Source organism: Maribacter corallii (genome assembly GCF_047345415.1).
Lineage (GTDB): Bacteria > Bacteroidota > Bacteroidia > Flavobacteriales > Flavobacteriaceae > Maribacter_C.
Window position 1 is genome coordinate 114,936 of sequence record NZ_JBLFEP010000004.1, and the last position, 14,635, is coordinate 129,570.

At 40.4% G+C, this 14,635-nt stretch carries 18 protein-coding genes; 13 read left to right on the forward strand and 5 right to left on the reverse strand.

The annotated features are described in order from the left end of the window. The first annotated feature begins 93 nt into the window (after positions 1-93). The 3 genes from ACKWCA_RS14800 to ACKWCA_RS14810 all read left to right on the forward strand — a co-directional run bounded on the left by ACKWCA_RS14800 (position 94) and on the right by ACKWCA_RS14810 (position 2,891). Positions 94-1,119, forward strand: coding sequence for a LacI family DNA-binding transcriptional regulator (locus ACKWCA_RS14800; RefSeq protein WP_413978995.1), 1,026 nt, complete (start codon positions 94-96; stop codon positions 1,117-1,119). A gap of 237 nt (positions 1,120-1,356) precedes the next feature. Further along, positions 1,357-2,085 carry a sulfite exporter TauE/SafE family protein gene (locus tag ACKWCA_RS14805; protein WP_413978996.1) on the forward strand — a complete coding sequence of 243 codons (729 nt, stop codon included), beginning with the start codon at positions 1,357-1,359 and terminating at the stop codon, positions 2,083-2,085. A gap of 11 nt (positions 2,086-2,096) precedes the next feature. Then, on the forward strand, positions 2,097-2,891 hold the full coding sequence (locus ACKWCA_RS14810; protein ID WP_413978997.1) for a DUF6544 family protein: 795 nt from the start codon (positions 2,097-2,099) through the stop codon (positions 2,889-2,891). An 11-nt stretch (positions 2,892-2,902) separates the two neighbouring features. Here ACKWCA_RS14810 and ACKWCA_RS14815 read toward each other — a convergent pair whose 3' ends face one another. Next, positions 2,903-3,163, reverse strand: coding sequence for a heavy-metal-associated domain-containing protein (locus tag ACKWCA_RS14815; protein ID WP_413978998.1), 261 nt, complete (start codon positions 3,161-3,163; stop codon positions 2,903-2,905). 329 nt (positions 3,164-3,492) lie between these two features. Then, entirely contained in the window at positions 3,493-4,119 is a 627-nt protein-coding gene (locus ACKWCA_RS14820) for a WG repeat-containing protein (RefSeq protein WP_413978999.1), read from the reverse strand. Positions 4,120-4,243: 124 nt separating this feature from the next. On the opposite strand from ACKWCA_RS14820, the gene ACKWCA_RS14825 reads away from it, so the two are divergent. Further along, positions 4,244-4,543, forward strand: a complete 300-nt coding sequence (locus ACKWCA_RS14825; protein ID WP_413979000.1) for an HPF/RaiA family ribosome-associated protein — start codon at positions 4,244-4,246, stop codon at positions 4,541-4,543. Positions 4,544-4,609: 66 nt separating this feature from the next. Here ACKWCA_RS14825 and ACKWCA_RS14830 read toward each other — a convergent pair whose 3' ends face one another. Further along, positions 4,610-5,014: a hypothetical protein gene (locus ACKWCA_RS14830; RefSeq protein ID WP_413979001.1), complete on the reverse strand. Its 405-nt coding sequence runs from the start codon at positions 5,012-5,014 to the stop codon at positions 4,610-4,612. Positions 5,015-5,024: 10 nt separating this feature from the next. Further along, positions 5,025-5,291 (reverse strand): hypothetical protein, encoded by a 267-nt coding sequence (locus ACKWCA_RS14835; RefSeq protein ID WP_413979002.1) that lies wholly within the window; start codon positions 5,289-5,291, stop codon positions 5,025-5,027. A 111-nt stretch (positions 5,292-5,402) separates the two neighbouring features. Between ACKWCA_RS14835 and ACKWCA_RS14840 the strand changes: the two genes are divergently transcribed. The 5 genes from ACKWCA_RS14840 to ACKWCA_RS14860 all read left to right on the forward strand — a co-directional run bounded on the left by ACKWCA_RS14840 (position 5,403) and on the right by ACKWCA_RS14860 (position 10,746). Further along, on the forward strand, positions 5,403-6,362 hold the full coding sequence (locus ACKWCA_RS14840) for an ROK family protein (RefSeq protein ID WP_413979003.1): 960 nt from the start codon (positions 5,403-5,405) through the stop codon (positions 6,360-6,362). A gap of 352 nt (positions 6,363-6,714) precedes the next feature. Further along, the gene (locus ACKWCA_RS14845) at positions 6,715-7,950 is read left to right on the forward strand and encodes a PAS domain-containing sensor histidine kinase (protein WP_413979004.1); all 1,236 of its coding nucleotides are present in this window, start codon (positions 6,715-6,717) and stop codon (positions 7,948-7,950) included. Positions 7,951-8,073: 123 nt separating this feature from the next. Then, on the forward strand, positions 8,074-9,126 hold the full coding sequence (locus ACKWCA_RS14850; protein ID WP_413979005.1) for a response regulator: 1,053 nt from the start codon (positions 8,074-8,076) through the stop codon (positions 9,124-9,126). An 83-nt stretch (positions 9,127-9,209) separates the two neighbouring features. Next, on the forward strand, positions 9,210-10,049 hold the full coding sequence (locus ACKWCA_RS14855) for a universal stress protein (protein ID WP_413979006.1): 840 nt from the start codon (positions 9,210-9,212) through the stop codon (positions 10,047-10,049). A gap of 190 nt (positions 10,050-10,239) precedes the next feature. Next, positions 10,240-10,746: a ClbS/DfsB family four-helix bundle protein gene (locus tag ACKWCA_RS14860; RefSeq protein WP_413979007.1), complete on the forward strand. Its 507-nt coding sequence runs from the start codon at positions 10,240-10,242 to the stop codon at positions 10,744-10,746. Positions 10,747-10,748: 2 nt separating this feature from the next. Here ACKWCA_RS14860 and trxA read toward each other — a convergent pair whose 3' ends face one another. Then, a complete protein-coding gene (gene trxA / locus ACKWCA_RS14865) occupies positions 10,749-11,048 on the reverse strand; it encodes a thioredoxin (RefSeq protein ID WP_413979008.1) in 300 nt (99 codons plus the stop codon). Positions 11,049-11,159: 111 nt separating this feature from the next. On the opposite strand from trxA, the gene ACKWCA_RS14870 reads away from it, so the two are divergent. From ACKWCA_RS14870 to ACKWCA_RS14885, 4 genes are all read left to right on the forward strand, one after another. Beyond that, on the forward strand, positions 11,160-12,005 hold the full coding sequence (locus ACKWCA_RS14870) for a universal stress protein (protein ID WP_413979009.1): 846 nt from the start codon (positions 11,160-11,162) through the stop codon (positions 12,003-12,005). A 17-nt stretch (positions 12,006-12,022) separates the two neighbouring features. Continuing rightward, complete coding sequence (locus ACKWCA_RS14875; RefSeq protein ID WP_413979010.1) at positions 12,023-12,868, forward strand: universal stress protein; 846 nt, start codon at positions 12,023-12,025, stop codon at positions 12,866-12,868. A gap of 6 nt (positions 12,869-12,874) precedes the next feature. Further along, the gene (locus ACKWCA_RS14880) at positions 12,875-13,711 is read left to right on the forward strand and encodes a universal stress protein (RefSeq protein ID WP_413979011.1); all 837 of its coding nucleotides are present in this window, start codon (positions 12,875-12,877) and stop codon (positions 13,709-13,711) included. 64 nt (positions 13,712-13,775) lie between these two features. Next, positions 13,776-14,624: a universal stress protein gene (locus ACKWCA_RS14885; protein ID WP_413979012.1), complete on the forward strand. Its 849-nt coding sequence runs from the start codon at positions 13,776-13,778 to the stop codon at positions 14,622-14,624. Positions 14,625-14,635 lie beyond the last annotated feature (11 nt).

Genomic DNA, 14,635 nt, shown 5'->3' on the forward strand with positions numbered 1-14,635 from the left:
AATTATTCAAATATATTTAATAATTAGTTTGATGCGCGAAATTATTTGCATTATTTTGCGCAAACATTTGCACAATCTAAATTACGAACACTATTGAAATCCAAACCAGCGACTTTAAAGGATATTGCCGAAACACTAGGCCTCTCAATCTCTACGGTATCCAGGGCCTTAAAAGGCCATCCTAGAATTGGTGAAAAGACCCAAAACAAGGTTCTGGAAGTCGCCCGTGCGCTTGAATATATGTCTCCAAGTATGTTGGCCACTGAGATACGTAAACGAAGTAACTTTATCGGCGTCATCGTTCCAAAAATAAGTTATCACTTATATGCCATGGCCATAAGTGGGATCGAAAAAGTAGCTGAAACCCGTGGCATGCATATCATTGTCTGCCAATCTAACGAATCACAGCAGCGAGAGCACAGTCTTGTGACCGAATTGATAGATTTGGGCGTAGCGGGCGTCATTGCCTCCTTGGCAAGTGAGACAACCGATTTCAGTCATTTTGAAGCGTTGAAAAACAGAAAGATTCCACTGGTTTTTTTTAATAGACAATGTGATGACGTGGAAACCGATAAAGTGGTAATCGACAATTACAAAGCCGGTGGGGATGCCACCCAACACCTCATCGATGTCGGTTGCAAAAATATTGCCTACTTCGGTGGACCCAAGATCCTTCAAATCAACAAGGCAAGAGCTGCCGGTTATTCCTCAACTTTACAGAAAAAAGGGTTGCGACCCAATGCGGATTATATCGTGTACAGCAAGTTCGATGGTGAAAACGCATTAAGCGCGGCACGCAGCCTCCTTTATGCGCCCAAAACCCCTGACGGCATTTTGGCCTTTAGCGACCAAATGGCGATTCAGGTAATGCTAGCGGCCAAGGAGCGCGGCTTAAAGATTCCGGAAGACCTTGCCATTATCGGGTTCAACAATGAGCCGGTCGACGAACTTTTGCAGCCTTCGCTAACCAGTATGGACCAACCTTCATATCGTATGGGAGAAGAATCGGCCCGTCTTATTTTAAAACAAATCGACCACTATGAAGCGGGCTATGAAAAAAAGGTTTTAAAGTCTTTCCTTGTAGTCCGAAATTCGACCAATCGCAATAGATTGCCTTGAACTATGGTCGACCGCTCTGCGATGTGATCTTCGTTTTCACAGTTCCAATCTTGTTCTCTAAGGCCTTTCTGCAATCACCCCCATATCAAGTAATTTAGCCCGAAAGACATTTTCATTTAGGCTTCGCAGGGAACCGATACGTTTTCCTGCGATTATACGCATTGATTTCATGGCAAATGATATTCATCATTTCCTATGGCCCCTATAAAAGGTAGTTTGAGCTCTAAAGCTAGGGACATGCTCACGCGTTATTTACCACTTTTTATTATCCTTTCTATCGTAGCTGAAATACTGGGCACGGTCGGTGGTTTCGGTTCCTCCGTTTTCTTCGTGCCCATGGCAAGCTACTTTATGGATTTCCAGACGGTCTTGGGCATAACAGCGCTATTTCACCTTTCAAGCAATATCGCTAAGATTGGATTCTTTCGAAAGGGGTTCGACAAAAAGCTCATGCTCTATTTGGGTGTTCCAGCCATTCTATTTGTCACACTAGGAGGTTTCTTGAGCAAATATGCGAATCCTAAAATACTGACCATCTTTCTGGGTGTATTTTTGGTCGTATTTGCTTTATTATTTCTCATATACAAAAACCTTAAGGTCGACGACACCAAAAAAAATGCGATCATTGGAGGTTCCCTATCCGGCTTGTTTGCCGGTCTATTAGGAACAGGTGGGGCCATCAGAGGTGCTACCATGTCAGCTTTTAACCTCAACAAAGAAAAGTTTATTGCCACGTCGGCCATCATTGATTTGGGTATTGATCTGAGCCGCAGTATCGTTTATACCTACAATGGCTATGTTCACTGGCATGATATGTATTTGATTCCTATCCTGATCGGAGTGAGTATTATTGGAACTTATTTGGGCAAGAAAATACTCGACAGAATTACTCAGGCCCAATTCAAACGTTTCGTATTGTTCCTCTTGCTCGGAATCGGGCTACTGACCGTAATGTCCAATATATAAACATACGTACCATGTATAGCTATCTTTTTTTATCCCTTATTGTCTTTCTGGCGCTTCTACTGTTCTTCGGGTTTTATCGATTTCAAGACGTGGTTTCAAAAGAAAAAAACGCATTGTTCCATCAATATCCTAAAGGACAAAAACGAATCACCGAAGCCGATTTAAAACACTTGCCCAAACCCCTAAGCATCTATTTAGAGAAGGTAGGCGTAATTGGTAAATTCATGGATGGACATGTTTCCTTTAGGCAACAGGGTCGTATTAAAACCAAGGTCGGAAAAGGATGGACGAATTTCAGGGCGATCCAGTATATGACCGCTCGTTCCCCAAATTTTCTCTGGAGCGCTCAGGCATACCCCTTGTTCATACGCGACAAAAGTGTGAGCGGGAAAGGTGAGGTGAAAATCAACCTTTTCGGCCTAAAAAATTTAGCCATTTTCCATAACCAAAAAACCGACGAAAGTGCTCTGGCCAGATGTTTAGGCGAGCTCGTATGCTACCCTGTGGGGTTTTTAAGTAAAAATATCGCTTGGGAGACCATAAATGAACGAAGTACTAAAGCGCTAGTACAATTCAATGGCACGTGTACAGAAGGAATCTTTCACTTCAATAAAGAGGGTCTAATTACACATTTTCAAACCCAACGATATAAAGATGAGTCCTTAGAAAAGTTTACAGGAATGGTAGAAAACTATAAAGAAATGAAGGGGCTTTTGATTCCCAGCAGGCTACGTGCTATATGGAATTTAGAAGAAGGTGATTTTGAGTATTTCAATGCCACCCTTACCGCCTTTAGTATAGAATAATCCATGAGAAACTAAAGGAACCGGCCTTTGGCACAACTGATATATGACTTTGCCCTAAGGCCTAGACTATTCGAGTCTTCTACCTCGGGATAGCCCATTTCCGAAAGTTCTTTCTTTACCAAGGCTAAATTTTCTTGTGATAACTCTTCAAATCGCAAACTAGACGCTTCCACATCTACTTCAAGGTTTTTAAGAAACGGTAGGCTTTCCAATTTGTTTTTGATGGTATTGCTGCAGCCGCCACATTTAAGGTTTTGTACTTCTATTGTCATATTGATACGTAGGCATCTACCCGTTTTTTGAATCCATTGAAATCGAAAGCACAAAGATATTGTTCATAGTAAATTCAGCATATGATAAATATCATTTCACCGCACCGAACGCTAGTCTATCCTTCGGGGAAAGAGCAATTAAAATGTTCTTTAAAAAGATGTTTCCCAGATTTCAAATCGGTGGGACCGGTAAAAAACATCAACTTATGTACTGCACTAGAGGAAACAAAACTATGAATCGCAGGTCTGTCTTTATGGAATGTTAGCCGTCATAGCATCTTCTTCTGTCCTAGAAATTATCAATTTTCATGAACCCTTTTCCTTTATTATCATCTCAAATCCAACTTTCGAATCTCCAATAAATTATCATTTCCACGAACTGCAATCAAACGCTTCGACAGCATTTTTGTCCGAAGCCAAGGCAATTCATATCGAGACTTCCGCATTTGAATATTCTCTGGTTTTACCAAGTATTCATGAATTTTTCCTGAGGTATCCATAACCACTTCGTGAAATTTATATTTGTAGACTTCCATTTTGATTTCATTTCTACCTTGTAATACCTTTTCGTAGATAATACCTGTAGTATAGCCATCATTAAAAGGGGATACATTCAAGAATTTATGTGGAACCACAAGTTCTCCATTTGTATCGATAAAACCGTATACGGGAATTTCCTCGATTTCCTTTTTCACAAGACACCTCCCATTTTTAAAACTAGGTCGGCGAATCGCTTTTACACCTGACGTAGCGTTATCCGCATTCTCATTCCAGACTAAATCATCTCGAAAGTCAATAACCAATGTTCCCTCTTGGTCTATAAAGCCCCATTGATTTCCTTTTCTAACCCCGGCAAGTCCCTCACTAAAAGGAGCAATTTCATCTACTTGACTAATTTGCGAAGCGGTGATTAACGGAAACGTTGTTAAAAGAATCAGTACTATTATTTTTCCCATGACGTTAAATTTATTTGGATTTCGAAAGTAAGCTGTCCCTTCTTTTTTCAAAATGATATTAGTCATGCACATTGAAAAAAGTTGCTTCTATATTTACACTTTAACCTAAAAACATAAACGTGCGATGAAGATCGATATACAATACGTACAAATGCCGACAAGTGAAAGTATGGACGCTTTCGTGCTTAAAAAATTGAAGAAATTAGCCCAAAAATATGATTGGGTCATACGGGCGCAGGTATATTTTAAACTAGAGAATGACCCTGGTAAGAAAGGAAAAATATGTGAAATAGAATTAAGCGCTCCCGGACCACGAATTTTTGCCAAGTCTCATGAAGAACATTTTGAAAAAGCAGCAATAGCTTCTATAAAAGATGTAGAAAAGCAACTGAAGAAACGAAAGGAAATCTTCTCAAAGCATTGAAGCAGAACGTCTAAAGGAACCCCGCGGGTGACCCGTCGGGGTTCTTTTCAAATATCAAACCGATGTTTAGTGTAAGAGCAATCTTAATTTGGCCAAAAGAATCAATTCAGACTTGTTTTTGTTCGCAAATGACGAGGCGATATCATCAGCCGTTTTAAAGATGAGTTGCTTAATAGTTGTATTGAATTTGCTGGGGTGTTCATGGTAGAAGTCGACAAACTCCTGATAATAGGTATTGCTCTCCTTCTCCTCTTGCTGTAGCCAGTCAAATACGATTGCTATTTGGTAACCGGCATCCGTACCGAATTCATCTTCAATGGCATCAACGGATAACCAATACTTTTGAACATCTTCATTTAACCGTTCTATCTCTATTGGGCGAACATTTTTATCGGCCATTGCGACCGCATAAAACAGCTTACCTAAACTTTGATAAAATTCATTGCCTATTTTTTCGCTTGGTAACATCATATTACAGGGTTTAAAACTCGGAAGGTAATTTGGAATCCCTTGTCGTTTCCTGAAGGTTCGGTTCTTGATAGGTACATTTTGTAATGGGATAACCGATGCTCAAAAGCTCGCGTTTCGCCATTTCAAAGGCGAGCATACTATCGTAAACAAGGTGAACGGTCTTATGCTCCAGATCGATATCCAAAATGCGTAGGTTGAGAATACGACTTAAATTCCGGACAATACAGTTTTTTGAGTCCTTCGATTTCAGATTATCAATTGTAGCGATCGCCTTCATAGCTTCTGGTGTTCAATAAATCAAATTTAGCCATAGCATCATCCGAACGAAATGATTTTTATCATGTAAGGCAAACGGATTTTTCAATTACTTTGTTCGTTTATTGAAACCATGAAAAAGGGAGTTGTTTTGGGCATTGATATTGGCGGTACCTATACCAAGCTTGGTTTGGTCGATTCTTCCGGTCAGATTCTCAATAGTACAACATTCAAAACAGGTGCCAAGGGAGCCTTCGCCGATTTCTTTCAGCGGCTCCAAATTGAAATTGAAGCTCTTCAATCTCAGAAAAAAACAGATCAGGAACTTATGGGAATTGGTGTTGGTGCGCCAAATGCTAATCCTTATTCTGGGGCAATGGAAAATCCCCCTAACTTTCGATGGGGCACTATAGTGCCTTTGGCAGCATCGCTGAAAGAAGTATACCGAGTACCCATAGCGCTTGCCAACGACGCCAATGCATCAGCAGTTGGCGAACTAGAGTTCGGACTGGGAAAGGAAATGAAAAACTTCGTGGTACTCACTTTAGGAACAGGACTTGGCAGCGGAATTATTTCAAATGGTAATTTATTGATAGGCCAACATGGAATGGCGGGTGAGCTAGGACATGTAAACGTAGATTCGAGCCCAAATGCAAGACAATGTAACTGTGGACTACAAGGGTGTTTGGAAACCTATGTTTCGGTAACGGGTATACGACGCACTATTTTTGAACTTATTGCCGAAATGCGCGACGATTCTTCGTTGCGCCGTATTAGTTTTGATGACATGACTGGTGAGCTTATCTCAGATGCCGCGCTTCAGGGTGACCCCATTGCGTTAAAAGCCTTTAAACAAACGGCTGAAACGCTCGGGGTACAAATGGCGGACACTGCGGCACACTTGGATCCAGAGGCTTTTATCTTACTGGGCGGGCTGAGTAAAGCAGGGGAAATCTTGGTTACACCTACTGTCAGAAGCATGGAACAACACCTTTTCGAGGCCTACAGGGGAAAGGTAAAGGTATTGATTTCAGACAGTCCGGGAAACAACTCGGTTTTGGGACCTGCGGCACTGGCCTGGCGCAAATTATGACACAAAAAAAGAAACCCACAACAACGAATTGGCACAAAATCAAAGCGTTATTTGTCATCCTACTTTCTTATCTTTATACTTGGTCAACCACCAAAAAAATAGCCTTGTAACAGGATAGTCCCGTAAAGTCAACTCTCCCGTTTGTAGTTAAAAGCAATTTGGTAATACCATAGGCACCTATGACCTTGGTCATGTGCTTTACGCCCGTTTTGCTTCATCTTTCCATTTTTTATTGGAATACATGGCATAGCATGCTCTGAATTTTTGTCATTTAGATATCGGTAAGGAATCAAACCATAAAAAAGTAGGCTTCAAATAGGTGAAGTAAACGTAAAAGAAACTCGAAAGAAAAATGAGGGTTTTCGATCAGAATAGCAACATATTCAATTTACTTTCGGAGGCAGTATCCGAAGGGATATTAGTCGTCAACAAAGATCAGATTATCGTAGCGACCAATAGTAGAACAAACGAAATGTTCGGTTATGAGACTGATGAACTCAAAGGAAGTTCTTTAGACATCTTACTCCCACCTTCTCACCACGAATTCCACAAAAAGCACGTCGCACAATATCACAAAAACAGAAACAAACGAAGAATGGCTCATGGACGTGAGTTATTCGGGTTGCGAAAAAATAAGGAACAGTTTCCGTTGGAAATAGGACTCAATCCGTTTTCGCTTTATGGAAACTCCTACGTCATGGCACTTATCATCGACATTACCGATGTCAAGGAAAGGGAGCGCGAAATACATGAGCTCAATGCAAACTTGGAGAAAAAAATAAAGAAGCGAACGGTAGAATTAAGAGACACCGTGGCCGAACTCAAAAAAGAAATCAAGTTAAGGGTATCTGCTGAGAAAAAAATAAAGAACGCATTGCAAAAGGAAAGGGAACTCAATGAATTGAAGACTAAATTTCTTTCGTTGGTTTCGCACGAATTCAAAACCCCTTTGAGCGGAATTATGACCTCGGCTACCCTGGTAGGCAAATACAAAAAAGAGGAGCAACAAGAAAAAAGAGATAAGCACCTTAAGACCATTATTGGCGAGGTAAAGCGATTGAATACCATTCTTACCGATTTTCTTTCCATTGAACGTTTGAGGGAAGGGAAAGAGGTCTACAGGTTTACCGATTTTTCGTTAAGCAAGGTGATCAACGAAGTTGTTTACAACTCCAACATGCTATTAAAAATCGGACAGCGCATCACCTATCCACAAAATATAGAGGATGTCATTATTCGCCAAGATGAGAAAATTGTGAACTTGGTTTTAACGAATCTATTACACAATGCGATCAAGTATTCTTCGGAAGATACACTTATTGACCTTAAAATAGAACTCGGCACCAATCAAATTATTTTTAGCGTAATCGACCAAGGAATAGGTATTCCCGAAAAAGACCAAAGACACATTTTCGAACGCTATTTTCGGGCTGAAAATGCCGTACTGAATAGTGGAACGGGCATTGGTTTGCACATCATCAAGGGACACTTAGAGAACTTAAACGGTAGCATTTCATTTGTAAGCCATGAAAATAAGGGAAGTACGTTCACGGTCACCCTACCCCTGGCAGATGCAAATGGCAGCTGATCCAGGCCTTTGGAAGCACCCTGAAAATAGAACGGATCAACCGGAAATGAACTTAAACATACATTTTACAACATTGCCAAAGGCGTAGGTTTCAAATATATGGGATAGCATAAAACAACTGGGATGAAAAAAATAGTACTGATCGAAGACGATACCATACTGCGAGAGACGACTGCGGAGCTATTGCAATTATCCAATTATGAAGTACAGACCGCATCGGACGGTAAAAAAGGAGTCGTACTAGCTCAAAACTATCTACCGGATGTGATTGTTTGCGATATTATGATGCCCGAATTAGATGGCTATGGCGTACTGCAAGCGTTATCGGAAAATTCAAGTACCAAAAGTATTCCTTTTATTTTTCTATCCGCAAAGACCGAACGCAAAGATATTCGCAAGGGAATGAATCTCGGTGCTGATGATTATCTCACCAAACCATTTGAAGAGCAAGAATTGATTGGTGCCATAGAGAGTCGATTGGCGAAAATAGCCATTCTTAAAGAATCGAAAGAGACCGTCATAGCAGCACCTTCCGACCGGAACCCTATACTGCACAGCCTTCATCAGCTCAAAAATTTCATAGATGATCACGGTGAAGCCTTGAATTATGGGGCTGGGGAATGTATTTATCGAGAAGGTATGCATTCCAACAGGGTATACCTCATTATCAAGGGAATCGTGAAGACCCACAAACTTGATGAAATGGGTAAAGAATTGATTACCGGCATCTACAAGGCCGATGACTTTTTCGGGTTTACCTCATTCACTAAGAACACCCCTCATCAAGAATATGCAACGGCCATGGAAGAGATCGAAATGATGAGTATCTCGGCCGAGCAACTCAAAAATCTTCTTGAAAAGAACCATGCCTTGACCATGGAACTCATGCAGGCCCTATCGGAGTATCTGTCGGAAGCAAAGGAACAACTCTTGGAAATGGCTTACGGTTCGGTCCGTAGAAAAACGGCCCTTACCCTTCTCAAGTTCTCTGAAAAACTGCAAAAAGATTCCGACGATAACCTTCATGTTTTACGAAGTGATCTTGCCAGTGTCGCCGGTATGGCAACAGAAACACTTATTCGTACGCTATCTAGCTTTAAGAAAGAGGGACTCATACGTATTGATCATAGAAACATTAAAATTATGGATGTAAACGCTTTAAAACGAATCACATGAAGCGGGTGCAAATATGACCTTCGTCATTTTATTGGTCAGATGATGGTTCTAATTTTATGCCGTAAACCACTAAACAAACCGGCATGAATCAAATTCTTATTCCTACTGATTTTTCAAAAAACGCATGGAACGCCATTGTGTACGGACTTGAATTGTTCAAGAAGTCAAAATGCACCTTCCATCTGCTCAATATCAATCCCATACCTCCCTATTCCGGGGCTGGAACTGCGATACGTAGTGCTGCTGAAAATTTCAAGGACTATGTACTTGAGGACAGTAAAAAAGAATTGAAGGAACTATTGAATCGCATTGAAAAACTTCCTTTGAACACCAAGCACACTTTTGTTACATCTGCTATTCATGACTACTTCATAGATGCCATTAAAAGAGAAACCGAAGAAAAGAAAATAGACCTTATCATCATGGGAACCAAAGGAGCTTCTGGATTGAAAAAGGTCACTATAGGCAGTAATACCGGTGATGTTATCACTAAAGTGAAACGACCATTGTTGGCAGTTCCTGAGGGCGCGGTATTTTCCAATCCGAAAGAAATAGCGTTCCCCACGGACTATCATATCAGTTACGACGTGAACGTCTTGGATACCTTGATTCATGTGGCTACCCTGAACAACGCCATTATCCGTATTTTACACATTTCAAAAAAAGGAGAAGAGCTAACGGAATCGCAAAATAAAAAGAAGGATTTTTTAGATGATTATCTGGTGGACGTGGCCCATAGTTTTCATTCCCTGACCGGTACAAAATTAGAAACTGCAGTACAGTGTTTCACTGAAAGTAGGGATATTGACATGATTGCCATGGTGGCCAAAAACTTGAATTTTTTCCAGCGGATCTTATTCCGACCCGCAGTGGAAGAAATAAGTTATCATACGGAAATACCTTTTTTGGTACTGCATGAATAAAAATCAATGCCGCTCTTTAGAAGGTACATTTGGTGTCCTTACTCCATAAAATCCATGAGAGTCGAAAAATTGAAATGACAAACCCGGACCAATCGGCAACACGAAGCAAATAACTAAAAACTTACAAGGTGTAGCACAAAACGCAAGGCGTAAAGCGTAAAGCGTAAAGCGTAAAATAATCCAATTAAAAATGCCAAGACCTAAAACCAAATCAGCGCTACTTTCCTTAAGTCAAAAGAATTACAAGAGACTTATGGACCATATTGATTCGTTACCTGAGAACCAGTATCGAAATGAATTTCCCAAAGGGTATCTGAACAGAAACATACGAGATGTCATAGCGCATTTGCATCATTGGCACCTTATGTTTCTAGAATGGTATCAAGTTGGGATGGCCGGTATCATGCCTAACATGCCGAGCGAGGGGTATACTTGGAAAACGTTACCCGATTTAAATCGCAAGATTCAAGAGAAGTATACCAACATTTCTTTGAACGAGGCAAGGGCACTATTGGACAGTTCCTTCCAAACCCTTCAAAATCGAATTGAAAAGCATTCGGATGCCGATCTTTTCGAAAAGAAAAAATATATCTGGACGGGCAGCACCTCATTGGCCGCGTACCTCATCTCGGCTACCTCAAGTCATTATGATTGGGCCTACAAATTGATCAAAAAATGTATGAAGGAAGCAGCCTAGCGCTACAAATATGCTTTGATTACGCTTATGATATCGTTCTTTTGTACCACTCCAGATTGTCGCCATGCAAGCTTACCATTCTTAAAAAGCAACATTGTGGGCACTCCCCTAACCTGATAGTTCTGCGCTAAAGATTGGTTTTTGTCCACATCGATTTTCACGATTTTTACAGCGGCCCCAAGTTCATCCTTTACTTCTTTTAGAATGGGCGCCAGCATTTTACACGGTCCGCACCAATCTGCAAAAAAATCTACCAGAACAGGGGTATCCGTTTTTATGATTTTGTCAAAAGTACTCTTCATCACTCTAAAATTGCAGTTCTGCGAAAATAAGAAATCCTGAACTGTTGTAACTGACGGATATCATGGTTTAAAGAAGCAACGGCCCTTAATTTTGGTTCAAAACTAAATATCATGAGAAGGGTTTTGATACCAACGGATTTTTCAGATAATGCTTTTAATGCCCTGAAATATGCTTGCCAGGTATTCAAATATGAAAAAAGTGAGTTCCTGATTTTACACGCGTATGCCGATGAAGTTTACGATCAAGATATCAAATCAAATCGCAGTTTTTTGGAAGGGCTCAAAGAAACGACCGCCCACTACGTAGAAGCTCAATTAAAAAAGTTGTTACACGAAGTCAAGCGCTACGCCCCAAACCCGAAGCACAAGTATAAAACCGTGGCAGCCTTTGGTGCCCTAGTAGATGAAGTCAATGAATGGACAAAAAGGGAAAACCTTGATATTGTGGTTATGGGAACCCGGGGAAAGACCAATGATCGGACCTTAAACTTCGGAAGCAATACATTACAAGTACTTAAATATGTGCATTGCCCTGTACTGGCCATTCCTGAAAAATATGAATACAATGCGCCAAGAGAAGTTTTATTTCCCACCGATTACCTGGTGCCTTACAAGCGAAGGGAATTGAAACTGCTTGGGCAGATGAGCGGTTCTTTTCGATCTACAATTCATTTTTTATACATCAATCCTATCAAAGAACTTTCAACGCGCCAGGCAGATAACAAGTTCTTTCTTGAAAGTTGTTTGATGAAGGCGAAGTTGACTTTTGAAACTACCGTAGACGCTGACAAAACCGATGCCATTACAAAACATATCGTTGACAAGAAAATCGACTTATTGGTCATCGTCAACTCAAGACATTCCTATATGGAAGACATGCTATATCAGTCCACTATTGACAAAATCGGATTACATCTTGAGATTCCTTTTTTGGTGTTACAGAACATTTCAAGATAAAATTAATTGAACCTATTATGAAAAAAATACTCTTGCCTACTGATTTTTCGCGAAATGCTTACAATGCATGCGAATATGCCATGAAACTATTTACAGATGAAGAATGCGTTTTTTATCTAGTCCATACCTATACACCAGTCGTTTATCAGCCTGAATATATGTTGGGAAATCCAGGACAAATACCATTAGGGGATGAATATCAGGCCAATGCGCTAATGCAATTGGAAGAACTACAAGCTACTTTAACGACTCAATTCAATAATCCAAAACATCTATTCGTCCCACATGCATCATTTAACTTATTGGTGAACGAGGTGCTACAACTTGTCGAAAATGAGAATGCAGACTTGGTCGTTATGGGCACAAAGGGTGCCACCGGGGCCAAGGAAATTTTATTGGGTACACAAACCGTACACCTCATCAAAAAGGTCACCTGCCCTGTAATTGCTATTCCATCAGGATTCGAATATGAAACCCCAAAAGAAATTCTGTTTCCAACGGACTATGAGGTCGATTATGAAAAAGAGCAGTTGCAGGAACTACTCGACATTGCCAAAAAGCATATTTCGAGCATTGAGGTGATGCATGTTTCAACGGGTAACGAATTAACGGAAGAACAAGTAGAAAACCAGCAGAAGCTAAATTACCTACTAGCGGAAACCGCTCATTTGTTCCACGATTTGCCCAGCCAAGGTATCATTGATGCCATCAATAATTTTCAATTGAAAAAACGGATGAACCTATTGGTGATGATAAAGAACAAACACACTTTTTTCGAGCGTCTTTTTATCGAACCTGTCATCAAGAAAATCGGTTTTCATATCACCATTCCGTTTATGGTCATCCCCGAACCTAAAAAATAAAAGAAAATGAAAAATATCCTAGTTGCCACTGATTTTTCGTCCAATGCCTACAATGCCCTTTTTCATGCTACCCGACTACTTGGGGACTCACCAGGCAAATTTTACCTGCTACACGTGTATGATGAGAATACAGTATTGTCCGGTCTAAAAGATGCCGTCTCGGAATCACAAGCGTTGGCCGACCAATCGATCGATGGGCTACGCGAAACATATCATAGGATCAAAAGGGATCGGCCCGACTCCAATTATGATTTCGAAACCTTATCGGTTCAGGGTGATTTAGTAGTGGCCATAGAAGAAACAATTCAAGAGAAAAACATTGATCTTGTTGTAATGGGCAACAGTGGTTGTTCAGAAATGAAAGCTATTTTTTTGGGGAGCAACGTGCTTAGGGCTATTGGTGGAATTAAAAAGTGTCCGATTCTGACGATTCCCAAAGAGATAGATTTCAACCCGCCCAAGGCTATTTCCTTTGTTACGGATTACAAAAGCAATTTTGATGTCGAACTTTTAGAACCGTTGCGGTTTATCGCAAGGCAATTCAATAGTAAAATACGAATCATGCATATTAATGAGGAGGAAACTTTCACTGAGACACAACATATGAATCGAGGGCTCTTGTTGGATTATTTCTCCGATTTCGACCACACCTTAAATTGGATGCCCTTATTCAAGAGTAAAGCTACCGCAATTCAAGGCTTTTTAGAAGAGATGAACATAGACCTGCTCGTCATGGTCAACTACGAACATAGTTTTCTCGAAAAAATAAGCCGAGAACCGGTTATCAAACGAATAGCCTTTGATCTTGACATTCCATTTTTAGTGATTCCGTATGAAGACTGACGATGGTCATAGCACGGTTGGTCTTTGGCCTCTAATTTTATGACATCATCTCAATTATCAAGATATGGACAAAAGAATTTTATTACCCACCGATTTTTCAAAAAACGCGCTGAACGCAATTCGTTATGCGCTGGAACTCTATAAAGACCAAACCTGTGATTTTTACTTACTGAATGCATACTTGGTCAATGGGTATTCCATAGATAAGTTTTTCGTACCTGAACCTGGTGACCAAGCCTATGAAAACGCTAGGCACACTTCGGAAAAGAGATTCGAAAAACTCATGGATATTTTGGCGCTGAATCAAGACAATCCGAAACATCGCTTTCACACCATTTCAACTTTCAATTCGCTATTGTTCGCCATCAAATCGACCATTGCCAAATATGATATTGACATGGTCATCATGGGTACAAAAGGAGCAACAGGTTCTGAAAGTGTGGTCTTCGGAACGAACGCAGTTGATGTCATGGAGAAGGTAACCGAGTGTCCGGTAATGGCAATTCCACAAGAGCTTCGATTCAAAGCACCCAAAGAGATTGTCTTTCCTACGGATTACAAAACCAATTTTAAGCGTAGAGAATTGAACTACCTCTTGGAAATAGCCTCATTTCATCATGCAGCGATACGGGTTTTACATATTGAAAAAGAATTAAAACTAAATCGTGAACAAATGAGCAATAAGGAATTGCTCGAATCGATACTTGAAGGTACCGATCATAGCTATCATACACTGAGAGACCTAAAAGTAAAATCAGGAATCAGTGCATTCGTCGAAAGTAGGGAAAGTGATATGATTGCATTTGTCAATAAGAAACATAGCTTATTTGGAAGCATACTCTCCAACCCTTTAGTAAAAGAAATGGGATACCATTCAAAAATACCCGTGCTCACTTTGCACGATGTAATCTAATTCTACCCGCA

Excerpts from the sequence above, each read along its gene's own strand:
- ACKWCA_RS14805 (WP_413978996.1), top strand. The coding sequence starts at position 1,357 with ATGCTCACGCGTTATTTACCACTTTTTATTATCCTTTCTATCGTAGCT.
- ACKWCA_RS14810 (WP_413978997.1), top strand. The coding sequence starts at position 2,097 with ATGTATAGCTATCTTTTTTTATCCCTTATTGTCTTTCTGGCGCTTCTA.
- ACKWCA_RS14815 (WP_413978998.1), bottom strand. The coding sequence starts at position 3,163 with ATGACAATAGAAGTACAAAACCTTAAATGTGGCGGCTGCAGCAATACC.
- ACKWCA_RS14820 (WP_413978999.1), bottom strand. The coding sequence starts at position 4,119 with ATGGGAAAAATAATAGTACTGATTCTTTTAACAACGTTTCCGTTAATC.
- ACKWCA_RS14825 (WP_413979000.1), top strand. The coding sequence starts at position 4,244 with ATGAAGATCGATATACAATACGTACAAATGCCGACAAGTGAAAGTATG.
- ACKWCA_RS14830 (WP_413979001.1), bottom strand. The coding sequence starts at position 5,014 with ATGATGTTACCAAGCGAAAAAATAGGCAATGAATTTTATCAAAGTTTA.
- ACKWCA_RS14835 (WP_413979002.1), bottom strand. The coding sequence starts at position 5,291 with ATGAAGGCGATCGCTACAATTGATAATCTGAAATCGAAGGACTCAAAA.
- ACKWCA_RS14840 (WP_413979003.1), top strand. The coding sequence starts at position 5,403 with ATGAAAAAGGGAGTTGTTTTGGGCATTGATATTGGCGGTACCTATACC.
- ACKWCA_RS14845 (WP_413979004.1), top strand. The coding sequence starts at position 6,715 with ATGAGGGTTTTCGATCAGAATAGCAACATATTCAATTTACTTTCGGAG.
- ACKWCA_RS14850 (WP_413979005.1), top strand. The coding sequence starts at position 8,074 with ATGAAAAAAATAGTACTGATCGAAGACGATACCATACTGCGAGAGACG.
- ACKWCA_RS14855 (WP_413979006.1), top strand. The coding sequence starts at position 9,210 with ATGAATCAAATTCTTATTCCTACTGATTTTTCAAAAAACGCATGGAAC.
- ACKWCA_RS14860 (WP_413979007.1), top strand. The coding sequence starts at position 10,240 with ATGCCAAGACCTAAAACCAAATCAGCGCTACTTTCCTTAAGTCAAAAG.
- trxA (WP_413979008.1), bottom strand. The coding sequence starts at position 11,048 with ATGAAGAGTACTTTTGACAAAATCATAAAAACGGATACCCCTGTTCTG.
- ACKWCA_RS14870 (WP_413979009.1), top strand. The coding sequence starts at position 11,160 with ATGAGAAGGGTTTTGATACCAACGGATTTTTCAGATAATGCTTTTAAT.
- ACKWCA_RS14875 (WP_413979010.1), top strand. The coding sequence starts at position 12,023 with ATGAAAAAAATACTCTTGCCTACTGATTTTTCGCGAAATGCTTACAAT.
- ACKWCA_RS14880 (WP_413979011.1), top strand. The coding sequence starts at position 12,875 with ATGAAAAATATCCTAGTTGCCACTGATTTTTCGTCCAATGCCTACAAT.
- ACKWCA_RS14885 (WP_413979012.1), top strand. The coding sequence starts at position 13,776 with ATGGACAAAAGAATTTTATTACCCACCGATTTTTCAAAAAACGCGCTG.